Origin of the sequence: Pseudomonas flavescens (assembly GCF_013408425.1) — a bacterium.
Taxonomy (GTDB): Bacteria; Pseudomonadota; Gammaproteobacteria; order Pseudomonadales; family Pseudomonadaceae; genus Aquipseudomonas; species Aquipseudomonas fulva_A.
Genome location: NZ_JACBYV010000001.1, coordinates 4923598 through 4938387 on the forward strand (window position 1 = coordinate 4923598; position 14790 = coordinate 4938387).

At 64.4% G+C, this 14790-nt stretch carries 15 protein-coding genes; 1 reads left to right on the plus strand and 14 read right to left on the minus strand.

Translation table 11 applies throughout. The annotated features are described in order from the left end of the window. Positions 1–10: 10 nt before the first annotated feature. Positions 11–439 carry a GFA family protein gene (locus tag FHR27_RS21985; RefSeq protein WP_042553613.1) on the plus strand — a complete coding sequence of 143 codons (429 nt, stop codon included), beginning with the start codon at positions 11–13 and terminating at the stop codon, positions 437–439. An 86-nt stretch (positions 440–525) separates the two neighbouring features. Here the strand turns inward: FHR27_RS21985 and FHR27_RS21990 are convergent, their stop codons facing one another. The 14 genes from FHR27_RS21990 to FHR27_RS22055 all read right to left on the minus strand — a co-directional run bounded on the left by FHR27_RS21990 (position 526) and on the right by FHR27_RS22055 (position 14789). After that, entirely contained in the window at positions 526–1302 is a 777-nt protein-coding gene (locus FHR27_RS21990; RefSeq protein WP_042553612.1) for a MetQ/NlpA family ABC transporter substrate-binding protein, read from the minus strand. Between the two features lie 61 nt (positions 1303–1363). Continuing rightward, on the minus strand, positions 1364–2029 hold the full coding sequence (locus tag FHR27_RS21995) for a methionine ABC transporter permease (RefSeq protein ID WP_090423656.1): 666 nt from the start codon (positions 2027–2029) through the stop codon (positions 1364–1366). Further along, positions 2029–3033, minus strand: coding sequence for a methionine ABC transporter ATP-binding protein (locus tag FHR27_RS22000; RefSeq protein WP_042553610.1), 1005 nt, complete (start codon positions 3031–3033; stop codon positions 2029–2031). Before FHR27_RS22000 ends, FHR27_RS21995 begins: the two co-directional genes overlap by 1 nt. Before the next feature lie 161 nt (positions 3034–3194). Then, positions 3195–4019: a hypothetical protein gene (locus FHR27_RS22005; protein ID WP_042553609.1), complete on the minus strand. Its 825-nt coding sequence runs from the start codon at positions 4017–4019 to the stop codon at positions 3195–3197. Positions 4020–4093: 74 nt separating this feature from the next. Next, positions 4094–4882 carry a zinc ABC transporter permease subunit ZnuB gene (gene znuB, locus FHR27_RS22010; protein ID WP_179539567.1) on the minus strand — a complete coding sequence of 263 codons (789 nt, stop codon included), beginning with the start codon at positions 4880–4882 and terminating at the stop codon, positions 4094–4096. Next, the gene (gene znuC, locus FHR27_RS22015) at positions 4875–5678 is read right to left on the minus strand and encodes a zinc ABC transporter ATP-binding protein ZnuC (protein WP_042553607.1); all 804 of its coding nucleotides are present in this window, start codon (positions 5676–5678) and stop codon (positions 4875–4877) included. The genes znuB and znuC overlap by 8 nt, the downstream gene beginning before the upstream one ends. Beyond that, complete coding sequence (locus FHR27_RS22020; protein ID WP_042553606.1) at positions 5675–6175, minus strand: Fur family transcriptional regulator; 501 nt, start codon at positions 6173–6175, stop codon at positions 5675–5677. The genes znuC and FHR27_RS22020 overlap by 4 nt, the downstream gene beginning before the upstream one ends. Positions 6176–6264: 89 nt before the next feature. After that, complete coding sequence (locus FHR27_RS22025; protein ID WP_179539568.1) at positions 6265–6999, minus strand: ABC transporter ATP-binding protein; 735 nt, start codon at positions 6997–6999, stop codon at positions 6265–6267. Then, positions 6996–7853, minus strand: a complete 858-nt coding sequence (locus FHR27_RS22030) for an ABC transporter ATP-binding protein (protein ID WP_042553604.1) — start codon at positions 7851–7853, stop codon at positions 6996–6998. Before FHR27_RS22030 ends, FHR27_RS22025 begins: the two co-directional genes overlap by 4 nt. Next, positions 7846–8727, minus strand: coding sequence for an ABC transporter permease (locus tag FHR27_RS22035; RefSeq protein ID WP_179539569.1), 882 nt, complete (start codon positions 8725–8727; stop codon positions 7846–7848). The genes FHR27_RS22030 and FHR27_RS22035 overlap by 8 nt, the downstream gene beginning before the upstream one ends. After that, positions 8727–9734, minus strand: a complete 1008-nt coding sequence (locus tag FHR27_RS22040) for an ABC transporter permease (protein ID WP_197077009.1) — start codon at positions 9732–9734, stop codon at positions 8727–8729. Before FHR27_RS22040 ends, FHR27_RS22035 begins: the two co-directional genes overlap by 1 nt. Then, on the minus strand, positions 9731–11314 hold the full coding sequence (locus tag FHR27_RS22045) for an ABC transporter substrate-binding protein (RefSeq protein ID WP_218878516.1): 1584 nt from the start codon (positions 11312–11314) through the stop codon (positions 9731–9733). Before FHR27_RS22045 ends, FHR27_RS22040 begins: the two co-directional genes overlap by 4 nt. An 11-nt stretch (positions 11315–11325) precedes the next feature. Next, positions 11326–11970, minus strand: coding sequence for a gamma-glutamylcyclotransferase (locus tag FHR27_RS22050; RefSeq protein WP_179539571.1), 645 nt, complete (start codon positions 11968–11970; stop codon positions 11326–11328). Between the two features lie 47 nt (positions 11971–12017). Then, complete coding sequence (locus FHR27_RS22055; RefSeq protein ID WP_306456101.1) at positions 12018–14789, minus strand: TonB-dependent receptor; 2772 nt, start codon at positions 14787–14789, stop codon at positions 12018–12020. Position 14790: the final 1 nt, after the last annotated feature.

The window sequence follows — 14790 nt, forward strand, 5'->3', positions numbered from 1 at the left end:
GGGCCTGGCGATGAACAAGGATATCGGCGAGATCAGCGGTGCCTGCCATTGTGGCGGGGTGCGCTTTCAGGTGACGCTGAGCGACGGCCTGCATACCGCGCGGCGCTGCAACTGCTCCTATTGCCGGATGCGCGGCGCGGTGGCGGTATCTGCCGAACTGGCGGATTTCCGCGTGCTGCAGGGCGCAGACTTACTGACGGTCTATCGATTCAACACCAAGAGCGCGGAGCATCACTTCTGCTCGCGCTGCGGTATCTACACCCACCATCAACGCCGTTCCAATCCTCATCAGTACGGCGTCAACGTGGCGTGCCTGGAGGGTGTCAGCCCGTTCGACTTCGCCGAGGTGCCTGTCAGCGATGGCATCGCCCACCCGAAGGACGACCCCTCTGGCGCCGGACCGCGACAGGCTGGCGTGCTGCGCTTCATCCCGTCGTGAGCGTGCAGCCCGCCGCGCAGAAATGAAAATGCCGCGTAGCTTGGGGGCCACGCGGCATCGGGTACTGCAGGCGTGGTATTACGGCATCAGAACGCCGGAACCACCGCACCTTTGTATTTTTCCAGGATGAAGGCTTTCACTTCGTCGCTGTGCAGGGCCTTGACCAGCTTCTGTACGGCGGCGTTGTCCTTGTTGTCTTCACGGGTCACCAGGATGTTGACGTACGGCGAATCGCTGCCTTCGATGGCCAGGGCATCCTGGGTCGGGTTCAGCTTGGCTTCCAGCGCGTAGTTGGTGTTGATCAGCGCCAGGTCGACCTGGGTCAGAACGCGCGGCAGGGTCGCGGCTTCCAGTTCACGCACCTTGATGCCCTTCGGGTTCTCGGCGATGTCTTTCGGCGTGGAGAGGATGTTGTTGGCATCCTTGAGCGTGATCACGCCGGCTTTCTGCAGCAGCAGCAGGGCACGGCCGCCATTGGTGGCGTCGTTGGGGATCACCACGTTGGCGCCTTGCGGCAGGTCTTTCAGATCCTTGATCTTGCTGGAGTAGGCGCCGAATGGTTCGACGTGCACACCGCCTACGCTGACCAGAGTGGTGCCACGGCTCTTGTTGAACTCGTCCAGGTAGGGCTGGTGCTGGAAGAAGTTGGCGTCCAGACGCTTCTCGGCAACCTGTACGTTGGGCTGTACGTAGTCGGTGAACACCTTGACGTCCAGCTCCACGCCTTCTTTGGCCAGTGCCGGTTTGACGAAGTTGAGGATCTCCGCGTGCGGCACGGCCGACGCCGCGACGCTCAGGGTTTCAGCCTGGGCAGCGCTGGAAAAGGCTGCGACGACAGCCAGGGCAGTAAGCAGTTTTTTCATCGTTTGACTCCTTGAGATGAGGCGGCGTGTCGGCAAAGTGCCGGTCGTCCGTTCCAGCTGTTTATTTACGGGAGAAGTGCACCACCAGCCGATCGCCGATGGTTTGCAGGATTTGTACGAGCACCACCAGCAGCGCCACGGTCACGAACATCACGTCCGGCTGATAACGCTGATAGCCGTAACGCACCGCCAGGTCACCCAGGCCGCCGCCGCCGATCAGGCCACTCATCGCGGTGTAGGACACCAGGGTGATGGCGGTGACGGTGACCGCCGCCAGAATGCCCGGCAGGGCCTCGGGCAACAGGGCGTTGAAGATGATCTGGCGGGTGCTGGCACCCATCGCCTGGGTCGCTTCGATGATGCCGCGGTCGACCTCGCGCAGGGCGGTTTCCACCAGGCGCGCGAAGAACGGCGTGGCGCCGACCACCAGCGGCGGTATGGCGCCCGCAACCCCCAGCGATGTGCCGGTGATCAGCACCGTGACCGGGATCAGCAGGATCAGCAGGATCACGAAAGGCACCGAACGCAGGATGTTCACCAGCAGCGAGACCACCGCGTAGAGCGCCTTCTGTTCGAACATCTGCCGTGGTCCGGTGAGGAACAGCAGCACGCCTAGGGGCAGGCCGAACAGCACGGTGAATAGCATGGAGCCGCCCAGCATGTTCAGGGTATCGAGGCTGGCCTGCCAGATTTCCAGCCAGTCGACGTTGGGCAGTAGGGTTTCCATCAGCGCAAGACCTCCAGGTGCACATCGGCCGCTTCGAAGCGGGCCAGGGCCGCGTCGATATCGCCGCCACTCAGGGCCAGGGTCAGTTGGCCGTAGGGCGTATCCTTGATGCGGTCGATACGCCCGGCGAGGATGCTATAGTCGATACCGGTTTCCCGGGCGACCTGGCCGAGGATCGGCGAATAGGTCGAGTCCCCCTGAAAGGTCAGGCGCAGGATGCGACCCTGAACATGGGCGAAATCGTCGCGCTGCTCGTTTTCGTCGACCTGCTCGGCCTCCTGAACGAAGCGCCTGGTGGTGGCATGCTGCGGGTGCAGGAAGACGTCGGCGACGGCGCCCAGTTCGACGATCACGCCAGCATCCATGACCGCCACGCGGTCGCAGACGCGACGAATCACGTCCATTTCATGGGTGATCAGGACGATGGTCAGGCCCAGTTCGCGGTTGATCTCGGCCAGCAGTTGCAGCACCGACGCGGTAGTTTGCGGGTCGAGGGCACTGGTGGCCTCGTCGCAGAGCAGAATCTTCGGCCGGGTCGCCAGCGCCCGGGCGATGCCCACACGCTGCTTTTGCCCGCCGGACAGTTGTGCCGGGTACTTGTTGGCGTGGTCCTGCAGGCCGACGCGCTCGAGCAGGGCGGCGACGCGCTGCTCGATCTCCGCGTTGGCCACGCCAGCCAGCTTCAAGGGCATCGCGACGTTGGCGGCGACGGTCTTGGATGACAGCAGGTTGAAATGCTGGAAGATCATCCCGACCTGCTGGCGGAACGTGCGCAGGCCATCGGCACCGAGTGCGGTCACATCCACGCCGTCGATATCGATGCGTCCGCCGGAAGGCTCTTCGAGGCGGTTGATCAGACGCAGCAGGGTACTCTTGCCGGCACCGGAGTGACCGATGATGCCGAATACTTCGCCACGGTCGATGTGCAAATCGCAGGGTTGCAGGGCGGGGATATCGCGGCCACTGACGCGGTACGCCTTGTGAACCTGGTGGAAGTCGATCACGCGTTAAACCTTTTGGGTTCGTCGTTTTTGCCGGATAGGCATATAGATTAGATGCGCTAGTTTATCCGGCGCTTGTTAGGCCTCAAAGATATTTGTAGGCCTATGTTTATAGCTAAAAAGCTGGTTGATGTGCGCCGCTCCAGGCTGCACATCCCCTTCAGCTACCGATTGCGCGCACTCAGTATCAGGTGGGGCACCTGAACGGGTTTCACGGCATGGCTGAGGGTCAACTTGAAGGTCGGGTCGCGTTTCATCACCCGTGCTTCGAGCAGGCCGGTGACGCGGCGCAGATCCTCGGCGCTGCGCACCTGGATATGCACGGTGCGATCGAAGGTCACCACATCCGCAGCCACGGCATCGAGGCGTTCGAACAAGGCGGCCTCATCACGGCTATCCAGCATCGGCAGGCTGACTTCGCTGCGTTTGGCGGCAGGATCGATCAGTTTCGCCGGCACTTCCGGCTGCGCATCGGCGGCACGGGTCGCCGCTGCCTGGGCCTCGGCAGCCTGGCGCAACAGGCGCAGTTGTTCCTGACGCGCGGCCTGGGCCTGCTCACCGGCCTGGCGGGCCTGCTCGACTGCGCTCAGCTCGGCTTCACGGGCCTTGCCGATGGCGCCATCCAGGCCGGTGGTCAGCGCCGGGGCCTTGGGCATCAGGTTGCGCGCATGTCCCAGGGATTGGGCGGCCTTGTCGAGATCGCCGCTTTCCAGGGCTTTCTGACCTTCCTGCAGATAGGCTTCGGACAGGCGTCGCTGGGCGTGCAGCACCGCTGCGGGGTCACCGCTCTGCTGCAGCGCTTCGAATTGCGCCTCGGCCTCGGCCAACTGGCCAGCGGCCAGGTTGGCGTCGAACTGCTCCTGTGCACTGGGAGCAACCGCCACGGCAGCCGGAGCCGCAGCAGGTTCGGCTTCCTGGCGGCTTTGACAGCCGACCATCAGCAGAACCAGTGCGGCCAGAGCGGCACGGCATAGGGGGAACGATGTCATGGCTGCGAGTCTCGATTTGTGCAAAAAACACGCAATTCTACACGCTGGCTGGTGTGCTGACCAAATTCCGCGATTCACGCTCGGCGGCGCGGCAGTGCGAAACTGAGCAGGAACAGGCTGGCTGCGGAAACCACGATGGACGGGCCGGCCGGGGTGTCCTGCAGCCAGGACAGGCTGAGGCCGCTGCACACCGCGGCGATGCCCAGCAGGCTCGCGCCAAAGGCCATTTGTTCCGGGGTGCGCGCATGTCGCTGCGCGGCAGCGGCGGGGATGATCAGCAACGAGGTGATCAGCAGCACGCCTACGATCTTCATGGCCACTGCGATGACGATGGCGATGAGCAGCATCAGACCGAGGCGGATCGCTGCCACCGGCAGACCTTCCACCCTGGCCAGTTCCTCGTGCACGGTAATCGCCAGCAACGGGCGCCACATCAGCACCAGCAGGATCAGTACCAGAGCACTGCCAGCAAGAATCCAGGCCAGATCGGTGGTGCTGACGGCGAGCAGGTCGCCGAACAGGTAGCCCATCAGGTCGATGCGTACGTCGCGCATGAAACTCAGCACCACCAGGCCCAGCGACAGCGTACTGTGGGCGAGGATGCCGAGCAGCGTATCGCTGGCCAGTGGCTGGCGGGTCTGCAGGGTGACCAGCAGGATCGCCAGCAGCACGCAGCCGACGGTCACCGCGAAGGTCGGGCTGACGTCCAGCATCAGCCCCAGGGCCACACCGAGCAGCGCGGCATGGGACAGGGTGTCGCCGAAGTAGGCCATGCGTCGCCACACCACGAAGGAGCCCAGCGGGCCGGCGACCAGCGCCAGAGCGAGGCCAGCGAGCAGGGCGTTGAGCAGAAAATCAGCCATGCGTGCAGCCATCTCCGTGTACATGGGGGCGAACCGGGCCGTTGATGGTCAGGCCCGGTTTGTCGCTGACCACGCCGCCATGCAGGTCGTGTTCATGGTCGTGGTGGTGGTGATAGACGGCCAGGCTCTGGGCGTCGCGGCCGAACAGCTCGACGAAGGCCGGATCGAAACTGACCTGCTCGGGATGCCCCGAACAGCACACGTGACGGTTCAGGCACACCACCTGATCGGTGGTGCTCATCACCAGATGGAGATCGTGGGAGACCATCAGCACGCCGCAGCCATGGCGATCGCGCAAACGGGTGATCAGCCGATACAGCTCGGCCTGGCCGGCGACGTCGACGCCCTGGACCGGCTCGTCGAGCACCAGCAACTGCGGTTCGCGCAGCAGGGCACGGGCCAGCAGCACGCGCTGCAGTTCGCCACCGGAGATACCCTGCAGCGGGCTGTCGAGCACCTGGCTGGCACCCACCTCCGCCAGCGCCGCCTGGGCCCGGGCACGGTCGACGCCGGGTACCAGGCGCAGAAAGCGCAGCACGCTGAGCGGCAAGGTCGGGTCGACGTGCAGTTTCTGCGGCATGTAGCCGATGCGCAGCTTGGGCTTGCGCCAGACGCTGCCGCTGTCCTGCTTGAGCAGGCCGAGCACCGCGCGTACCAGGGTGGTCTTGCCGGCGCCGTTGGGGCCGATCAGGGTGACGATCTCGCCGGGTTTGATGGTCAGCTCGACGTTATCGAGCACCGTCTGCCCGGAGAAACCGACAGTCACGCCTTCGAGGCGAATCAGTGCGTCGCTCATTTGCTGCCTTGGCAGCCTGCGCACAGGCCGACGACTTCCACGGTCTGGCTTTCGACGTTGAAGCCGACACCCTTGGCGCCGGTGACGATGGCGTCGCTGATCGCTGTCTGCTCCAGCTCCACGGCGGCATTGCAACTGCGGCAGATCAGGAACTGGCTCTGGTGAGCGTGTGCCGGATGGCTGCAGCCAACGAAGGCGTTGAGCGAGGCGATGCGGTGCACCAGGCCATTTTCGAGGAGGAAATCCAGGGCGCGATAAACGGTCGGCGGTGCAGCGCGGCGGCCATCTTCCTCGCTGAGCACGCCAAGAATGTCGTAGGCGCCCAGCGGCTTGTGGCTGGCCCATACCAGCTCCAGCACCCGCTTGCGCAGAGTGGTCAGGCGCAGGCCCTGGCGAGCGCAGATGGCCTCGGCTTCGGCCAGCGCGTGGCTGACGCAGTGGGAGTGGTCATGGGGGCGCGATGCCAAAGGCGGCACGACGCTGACGGGTTTGTACATGGCGAGGGCCTCGAAGCGTAGGACGTTATTCTATTACGCATCGGCCATCGCGCGCCAAATGAATGCGGCTGACGGTCGCCTGACGGCGATCAAAAGGCCTGGCTGGCTGCCAGGAAAGTACGGCTGTAGGGTGCTTCGGCCTGGTTATGACGGATCTGGTCGGCGCTCAGTGATTCGATGATACGACCCTCCTGCATCAGCCCGAGGTTGGGGCAGAGATGGGCCACCACTGCCAGGTCATGACTGACGAGCAGGTAGGCGAGATTGCGATCACGCTGCAATCGTTTGAGCAGGTTGAGGATTTCCGCCTGCACCGAAACGTCCAGCGCGGAAGTCGGTTCGTCGAGCAGCAGCAGGTCCGGCTCGAGAATCAGTGCGCGGGCAATCGCCACGCGCTGGCGCTGGCCACCGGAGAGCTCATGGGGGTAGCGAAAGCGCAGCTCGCGGGACAGCCCAACCTCGTCGAGCATGTTCAGCAGTCGGCGTTCGCTGCCATCGAGGCGGTGAATGCGCAGCGGTTCGCGCAACACCTGTTCTACCGTCTTGCGCGGATGCAGCGACGCATAGGGATCCTGAAACACCATCTGCAGGCGTCTGGCGAGGACGCCCCGTGGCGTACCTCGCAGATCACTACCCTCCAGACGTGCCTGGCCCCGGTAGCGCACCAGCCCCGCCGGGGCGCGCAATACGCTGGACTTGCCGCAGCCCGATTCGCCGATCAGGCCGTAGGCACCGCCACGCTCGATGTGCAGGGATACACCCTCGACGACCTGGCGCCCCGCGTAATCGACGACCAGATCGCTTACCTCCAGCAGCAGGCTCATGCGTCGAACTCCTCGAGTGGCCGTGACCAGTCCGGGGTACGTTGCGGGACCGTCAGCCAGTCCTGCGGGCTATGCAGGTCGGGGCGGCTGGCCAGCAGTGCGCGGGTGTAAGGGTGGCGAGCCAGATGCAGATCACGGGCGGCCAGCCGTTCGACGATGCGCCCGGCATACATGACCAGGATGCGGTCGCAGAACCCGGCGACCAGATCCAGATCATGGCTGATCAGCAACAGGCTGGAGCCCTGGCGCGCCAGCAGCTCATCGAGAACGCTCAGGAACTGGCGGCGTACGGTCACGTCCAGTGCCGAGGTCGGTTCATCGGCGATGATCAACTGCGGTTCGGTGATCAGCATCATGGCGATCATGATGCGCTGACCCATGCCGCCCGATACCTGATGGGGGTACAGCTCGTAGACCCGCTGTGGTTCGCGGATCTGCACTGCCTCGAGCATCGCCAGGCTGCGTTGACGCGCTTGCTCGCGGGCGTTGGGGTGGTGCAGCCGCCAGGTCTCGGCGATCTGCTCACCGACCCGTTTGAGCGGGTTGAGCGAGAACTTCGGATCCTGAAGGATCATCGAGATGCGTCGACCACGTATCGTCTGCATCTGCCGTTCATCTGCCCGGATCAGGTCGATGCCGTCGAAGCTCATGCGGCTGGCGCTGACATGGCCGCCGCGGGCGGTAATCTGCAGCAACGCACGGGCAGTCTGCGACTTGCCACTGCCCGACTCGCCGACGATGCCCAGCTTTTCGCCCGCGCGCAGCGAGAAGCTGATGCCGCGCACCGCTTCATGCTGGCCGCGTGGCCCGTTGAAGCCCACGCGCAGATTTTCTACTTTGAGCAGGTCAGTCATGGCGGGGATCCAGGGCGTCGCGCAAACCGTCGCCGAACAGGTTGAAAGCCAGGCTGGCGATCAGGATCGCGCAACCTGGTCCGGCGGCGACCCACCATGCGGTTAGGCCATACTCCCGTCCGCTGGCGAGCATCGCGCCCCATTCCGGGCTGGGAGGCTGGGCGCCGAGGCCGAGAAAGCCGAGACCGGCAGCGGCAAGGATGATCGCCGCCATGTTCAGAGTCACTCGTACCACCACCGAGGGCAGGCACAGAGGCACGATATGCAGCACGATCAGGCGCAGGTGCGAGGCGCCGAGCAGGCGTGCCGCGGCAAGGTAATCCGCCTGGCGGATGGCGAGCGTTTCGGCCCGCGCCAGTCGCGCTATCGGGGGCCAGGCGGAAAGGGCGATGGCCATGATCGTATTGTCGATGCCTGGGCCGAGGGCCGCGACGAAGGCCAGGGCCAGAATCAGCCCGGGAAAGGCCAGGAACAGGTCGACGACACGCATCAGCACACGGTCGGTCCAGCCGCCGAAGTAGCCGGCGCAAACGCCGATCAGCAGGCCAAGGGGCGTGACGATGATGGCGCAGAGCAGGGCGATGTACAGCGTCAGCCGGGTGCCGTGCAGCAGCCTGCCGAGAATGTCGCGGCCCAGCTCATCGGTACCCAGCCAGTGCCGCGCCGAGGGCGCTTGCAGCGTTGCGGCAAGATCCTGTGCATTGAAGTCGCCCGGAGCCAGCCAGGGTGCAATCACCGCCAGGGTAACGAGCAGCAGGAGAATCACCAGCCCGGCCAGTGCCGAGTGATTGCTGCAGAAACGGCGCACGGCCAGGGCGCTCTGGCGGCTGCGTGCCTGCCAGATCGTCTCGGCCGGAGTTGGAGCGCTTTGCATCACAGGGCCTCCCGGGCGCGTGGGTCGAGCAGGCGGTAGAGCAGGTCGCTGAACAGGTTGAGCAGCACGAAGATCAGCCCCACCAACAAGGTGCAGCCGACCACTGCGTTCATGTCACCGGCCATCAGGGCATTGGTCATGTAGCGACCGAATCCGGGCCAGGCGAATACCGTTTCGATCAGCACCGCGCCTTCCAGCAGAAAGGCATAGGCCAGCGCCACTACCGTCACCAGCTGCACGGCGATGTTGGGGAAGGCATGCAGCCATACCGTGCGTGTCCAGGACAGGCCCTTGACCCGGGCAGTGACGATGTACTCCTGCTGCAACTGTTCGAGCATGAAGCTGCGTGTCATGCGGCTGATATAGGCGAAGGCGCTCAGGCCGAGGATCGATGCCGGCAGCACCAGGTGTGCCCAGGCATTGCGCAACACTGCCCATTCGCCCTGCCAGAGGGCATCGAGCAGGACGAAACCAGTGACGTTCTGGTAATTCCACTGGTAGGCGAAATCCAGTCGGCCTGGCCCGCCGACCCAGCCAAGAACGGCGTAGAACAGCGCAAGAGCCATCAGGCCGAGCCAGAAGCTCGGCGTCGAATAGCACAGCAGGCCGATTATTCTTACGCCATGATCGAGCGGGCCGTTGCGGCGCATCGCGGCCAGCACGCCGAGCGGAATGCCCAGTAGCGTGCCGATCAGCATGGCCACACTGGCCAGCTCCAGAGTGGCCGGAAACACCCGGGCGATATCGGCGAGCACTGGCTGCCCGGATACCAGCGACATGCCCAGGTCCAGTTGCAGCACATCCAGCAGGTAACGACCGAACTGTTCAGCCAGGCTGCGATCCAGCCCGAGCTGGCGATGCAATGCGGCATAGGCCTCCGTGGAGGCGCCTTCGCCGAGAATTGCCAGGACCGGATCGACGGGCAGCAGGCGACCAATACAGAAGGTGAGCGCGGCGAGCCCGAGCAGCGTGATGAGTACCGATAACAGGCCGCAGAGCAGCTTCATTTGTAGGCCTTGGCGTAGTAGCTGCGCGAACCGTTCCATTGCCAGCCCTGCAGGCTTGTGCGCAGCGCGGCCACCTGATTGAGCTGAAACAGGAAGGCAAACGGGCCGTCCTGCATCTGCTGGCGTTGCAGGTCGTGATAGAGCGCCTGTCGGCGGGCCTCGTCTGGCTCGAGCAGCGCGCTTTCAACGGCACGGTTGGCTGCCTCGGAGTAATAGCTGGCGAACACGGTCGGCATCGCTCCGGTGGCCTTGCGTGGCGTGGGCTCGGGATTGAAGACCAGGCGCGATGCCATGCCATGGGCATCCGGAATGTTACTGTCGAGGCTGTGCAGGCTGATGTCGAACTGGTTGGCGAAGATGCGGGTGAACAGCTGGCCATTGGTCATGCGCTCCAGGTTCAGGCGGATACCCACCTGGGCCGCGTTGTGCTGCAAGTGCTGAGCGACCGGCGCCGAGTACAGCGGCGTGCCGTACAACAGGCGGCGTTCGAAGCCATCCGGGTAGCCGGCTTCGCTCAGCAGTTGCCGGGCCTTGTCGACGTCGAGCCTGAAAGGCTGGCCACTTTCCGCGTCGAGGGCGCCGAACGAGCCCAGCGGCACGAAGCTGGCGCGGGGTACGCCGTTGTAGCGCATCACCGTGCTGGCCAGGGCCTGGTAGTCGATCAGGTAGCGCAGCGCCAGGCGTACCTTGGGGTTGCCGAGAATCGGGTCGTTGTTGTTGATGTCGAGAAAGTACATCTGCGGTTTTTCCACCGCGACGATGCGCACCTGCTCCTTGCCCTCGAGCGCCCCCAGGTCCTCTGCATTGAGGTTGCGTGCGACGTCCACGTCGTCGCGTTCGAGGAGCAGGCGCTGGGTGGCCGACTCGGCGACATGGCGCAGGATCACCCGCTCCAGTTTCGCCGTCTGCCAGTGGCCGGGATTGCGCTCCAGTACCGCCACTTCGCCGGCACTCCACTGGCGTAGCCGATAGGGACCGACGCAAGCACTGTGCCGGCCCAGCCAGCGGTTGCCGAGGTCACCATCGACCGCTTCGCTCAGCAATGTCTGGCGATCCAGCAGGCTGGACACCCGGTGGGTGCCAATTGCCTGCATGATCACCGATTGTGGATAGGCGCGATCCAGTCGCAGCTGCAGGGTCAGGTCATCCAGCGCGCGGATGCGCTGCTCGGCGTCCTCCAGGCGAAAGCCATACTCGCGCAGGGCATTGGCACCGGCCATGCCGAGCTGCAGGTTGCGGCGAATCGACCAGGCCAGATCCTCGGCCGTCGCGCTGCGGCCATCGGCGAAGCGCAGATCACCACGCAGATGGAAGGTCAGGGTTCGACGATCGGCAGATTGCTCCCAGCGTTCGGCCAGCCCTGGCAAAAGCCGTGTGGCATCCTCTGGATCTGGTGTTACCAGCGTATCGCAGAGGTTGGCGATGACCTCATTGGTGACGATATCGCTACTGCGCGCCGGGTCGAAGGTGTTGATCGAATCGATGTTCCAGGCGATCACCAGTACGTTGTCCGGTGTGCCGAGCGAGTCGCTGCAGGCGCCCAGCGCGAGGGCCAGGCTGGCCAGCAGTGCATGGCGCATGCGCTTCGCCATCATTTCGGAACGTCCACGCTGCAACCGCAGCGGGCAAGCGTTGCTTCCAGGCGTCGATCCGGCATGGCGTGCTGGCGCAACGCCCGCGCGGTCTGCTCGGCATACTCACGGGTGCTGCCGAAATGGCCGCGAGCATGGCTCAGTACCTGGCGCAGTACCGGATCCGGCAGGCTGCCGGCGAAGTGCGGCCCCTGACGGTTGAGCACGAAGGTCAGGGCGTCGATGCGCGTGCCGTCCTCGAGCCGGCAAGTCAGCCATTTCGGCTGGTAGGCGGCGTCGATCATCTCGCGCCGCCAGAGGGCCAGCAGGTGGCAGTCCAGTTCTTCTTCGGCCAGGCGGTAGGCGAAGCCGTTGCAGGAGCCACCTCGGTCCAGACCAAATACCAGGCCTGGCTGTTCCGGGGTTCCACGGTGGTTGTGCGACCACAGATAGAGGCCTCGATGGTAGCCGTGCAGGCGTGCACGGCGTACCTCCAGCGACGGGCATTCCGGACGCCAGATCAGCGAGCCGTAAGCGAACAGCCAGAATGGCTGGTCGCCACGCTGGCGGTGCACGGTCTCCATCGACTGGCGCATCTGTTCGGCGCTGAGCAGCGCGCTGGTGAGCGCAAGCGGCGAGTCGAATGGGGAGTTGGCCGGGTTCATGATCGCTGCCTGAAAGTTGTGGCCCCGGGCGAGGCCGGGGCTTGGGGTTACCAGCTGTAGCTGACCTTGCCGTAGTAGAAGGCGCCGCTGTAGCCATAGGGCGAGAAAGTGCTGTATTTCAGATTGCCGCCCGAGGAGTTGGCTGCGAGCAGGCGCTCCGGTCGTTCATCGGTGATGTTGTCGCCGCCCACGGTGAACAGCCAGTTGTCGAGTGCGTAATCCGCTGCCAGGTCGAGAATCCAGGCGGCGTCGAAGGTCTGGTCGTTGGCCGCATTGTTCTGATAGCTGGTGAACTTGCCGTAACGCACCAGGTTGCTGCGCAGTGTCCAGTTGCCGACGCTCAGGTCGTTGCTGAAGGTGAGTTTGTGCTTGGGAGTGGTATCGCCAAGCAGGCCCAGTCGCTCGCGACGGTCCACGCGCAACAGGTTCAGCCCCAGGCTGTCGAGAACTGCCGGGTTGTCCTTGACGTCGGTGACCTTGGTCCGGTTGTAGTTGTAGCCCAGCGTGCTGTTCCAGCGCAGGTCATTGGCGAAGCTGTGGCGGTAGTTGGCGACCAGATCGACGCCGGTGGTGCGGGTATCCACGGCGTTGTTGAAGTAGCGGGCCGTGGTATAGCTGATGTCGCCGACACCGTTGGCCTGCAGGTAAGCCAGCGCCGCCGGGTTGTTGCTCAGGTCGAGGTTGGACGACAGGGTGATGCGATCTCGGATGTCGATACGGTAGACGTCGGCGGTGAGCTGCAGGTTGTCCAATGGGTTGAGTACCAGACCCAGGCTGTAGTTGCGCGATTTCTCCGCCTTCAGATCCTCGGCGCCGAGCAGGCGGGCGACCTGCGAGTCGGCGGGGAAGGTGCCGGCCTCCTGAATGGTGCTGCCAATCAACTGCGAGGAGGTCTGGGCAAAATGTTGCTGGGCAAGTGATGGCGCACGAAAACCGGTGGATACACTGCCGCGCAGGGCCACTTGCGGGGTGAAGTCGTAGCGCCCGGCCAGCGAGCCGCTGATGTTCGAGCCGAAGTCGCTGTAGTCCTCGTGACGCACCGCGGCAGAGATACCGAACTGCTCGGTCAGGTTGGTCTCCAGGTCGAGGTACTGCGCCAGGTTGTGGCGGCTCCATTCGCCGGCGTCGGCGGCACGGAAGCCCGCCAGGCCGGAACTGCCACCCCGGTAGTAGGAGCCGGCCTCACCGGCTTCCAGCTCGTAGTTCTGGTGCAGGTATTCGGCACCGAATGCCACGCTCAGCGGGTACGGCAGCCAGGACAGCTCGAAATCCCGAGCCAGGTCCAGGTTGATCTGCTTCTGTTCGTTGCTCAAGGTGCCATTGTCGAACGAGAACGGTGTGCTGCCTGTGTCGCGGTACAGGTCCGGGTTGATGGTTCGGGTGCTGATTTCGTATTCGTTGCGTCCGTAGTTGAGCGACAGGTCGTAGCGCCAGTCATCCGCCAGCTCGCCGCGCAGGCCGGTGGTCAGCGAGCTGTCCTGCAGCTCACCGCGAATCAGCGGCAGGTAACCGTCCGGATACAGCGCCGGGATATTGTTGCCGGCGTTGCTGGCGCGGTAGAACGCAGCGGTCTCACCCTTGCGGCGGCTGTAGCCGCCAAAGGCATAGAGTTCCGCGCCGTTCTGCAATGCGTACTCGCCATTGAGGAACAGCTTGCCTTCCTCGGTCGCAGGTTCACCCTGGCGGAACACCTGCTGGCCATAAGTGGTAGAGCCGATGCTGCCAGGCCGCAGATCCTCGCCCGCGCGGTTGGTGTAATCGTTGTTGCCGCCTTCAATAGTCAGGTTCAGCCAGCCATTGTCGCCAAGCGCGAAGCCGCTGTTGGCGCTGAGCTGGCGCTGGATACCGTCGCCATCCTTGTATTGGCCGAACTTGCTGCTCACCGAGCCGCCTTCGGCATCCTGCTTGAGGATCACGTTGATCACCCCGGCAATGGCGTCCGAGCCGTAGCGCGCCGAGGCGCCGTCACGCAGCACTTCGATACGTTCCACCGCCGCGACTGGAATGGCGTTCAGGTCGACCGGAGCCGAACCGCGACCGATGGCCCCACCAAGGTTGACGAAGGCGCCGGTATGGCGGCGTTTGCCGTTGACCAGCACCAGAACCTGATCCGGTGACAGGCCACGCAATTGCGCCGGGCGGGCCAGCTCGGCACCGTCCACCAGGCTGGGCCGCGGGAAGTTGATCGACGGCACCAGACGCGCCAGTACTGCGCCAAGCTCTTCCGAGCCGGTGTTGCGCAGGCTGTCGCCGCTGATGACATCGATAGGCGACAGCGACGCGCTGGCGGTGCGCTCCTGTGAGCGAGTGCCCGTGACGATCACGCTGTCCAGGCGCGGCGCCAGTGCCGGCTGGACTGTTGCGGCTGCCGCGGCAGAGGGCGTCACAGGTCGGTTGGCAGCGGCGCCAGGACTGACGATTACCGCATCGGCATCCCTGGAAAAGCCCAGGCCACTGCCCTGCAACGCTTGCGAAATGGCCTGGTCGACGCTGAGCTGGCCACTGACGGCATCTGCCTGTCGGCCCTGAACCAGTGCCGGATCGAAGGAAATCAACTGGCCGCTCTGCCGGGAGATCCCTAGCAACACCTGGCCAAGCGGGCCAGCCGGAACCTGGAAGCTGCGTGCCTGCTGGGTCGCCGCGCTCTGCGCCAGGCTGGTTTGTGCCCAGCTGGCGCCGAGCACCAGCGCCAGGGCCAGGGAGGAAGGTTTGAACAGCGTACTGATCGGAGTGTGCATGGCAGACGTCTCATCCTTGGTTTTCTGCAATGAGCGATGACGCGGAGAAAGCTGCAGAAAATCCTTGGAACGATTGGTCATG